Source organism: Psychromonas aquatilis (genome assembly GCF_038155185.1).
Lineage (GTDB): Bacteria > Pseudomonadota > Gammaproteobacteria > Enterobacterales > Psychromonadaceae > Psychromonas > Psychromonas aquatilis.
On record NZ_JBAKAZ010000126.1, the window covers coordinates 1 to 1,064 of the forward strand.

The window sequence follows — 1,064 nt, forward strand, 5'->3', positions numbered from 1 at the left end:
TATTCTGGTCTAATTGAACCGGACACTTTAATTCTGGATAATAATATCCACTATCGAGGTGAACATGAATACAAAACGTCAATACAAAACATATACCAGTGAATTTAAAACTGAAGCATTAGCCTTAATTAGCGAGCAAGGTTATAGCGTTCAAGAAGCCGCATCTGCTTTGGGCATCGCTAACAGTTTACTTTACAGTTGGAAGCAGAAGGCTGAAGAGCAAGCAAATTCAACCGTTGTTCCAGATGAACGAACTGAATTACTAGCGCTTCGTAAAGAAGTTAAGCAGCTCCGTATGGAGAAAGAAATACTAAAAAAGGCCAGTGCCTTCTTCGCGAAAGAAATGAAGTAAAGTTTCGATATATTAGAGCAAGTCGTTCTAAATATCCGGTAAAATTACTTTGTAATGCCCTGCAAGTAAGCCGCAGTGCATTTTATGATTGGCTTGAACGACCGGCCAAAATCATTAGTGAAGAAGAGCTGAATATGTATCGCACAGCGCGACAGTTATTCACCCGTAGTCGAGGCAGTTTAGGCTCTAGGCAGTTGTCTAAAAATTTAAAAGCAGCAGGCTTTAATGCGGGTCGTTATCGTACTCGCAGTATTATGCGCAAGTTAAAATTGCAGGTTAAACAACGACAAGCTTATAAAATTACTACAAAGCGAAAACACAGTGATAGCGTAGCTGAGAATGTACTGAAGCAACAATTTAATCCCATTGAGGCTAATTCAGTATGGGCAGGTGATGTGACGTATTTAAGGACTAATCAAGGTTGGATGTATTTAGCCATCGTAATGGACTTATATTCCCGACGTATTATTGGTTGGTCTATATCCAGGCGAATGACCGTTGATTTAGTTGAGCGGGCTTTACAAATGGCTATCAACATCAGACAACCTAAAGCAGGATTAATGTTTCATAGTGATCGAGGCTCACAATATACAAGTGGTCGATTTAGCCAATTGTTAGCCAAGCACAGCATCATTCCATCAATGAGCAGTGTCGGGGCTTGTTTAGATAATGCCGTTGTAGAAAGATTTTTTGGTAGCCTAAAAAGCGAATG

At 39.9% G+C, this 1,064-nt stretch carries 1 pseudogene; it reads left to right on the top strand.

The features are described from left to right. Positions 1 to 45: 45 nt before the first annotated feature. A pseudogene (locus V6256_RS15115) lies at positions 46 to 1,064 on the top strand (IS3 family transposase); the annotation flags it as partial.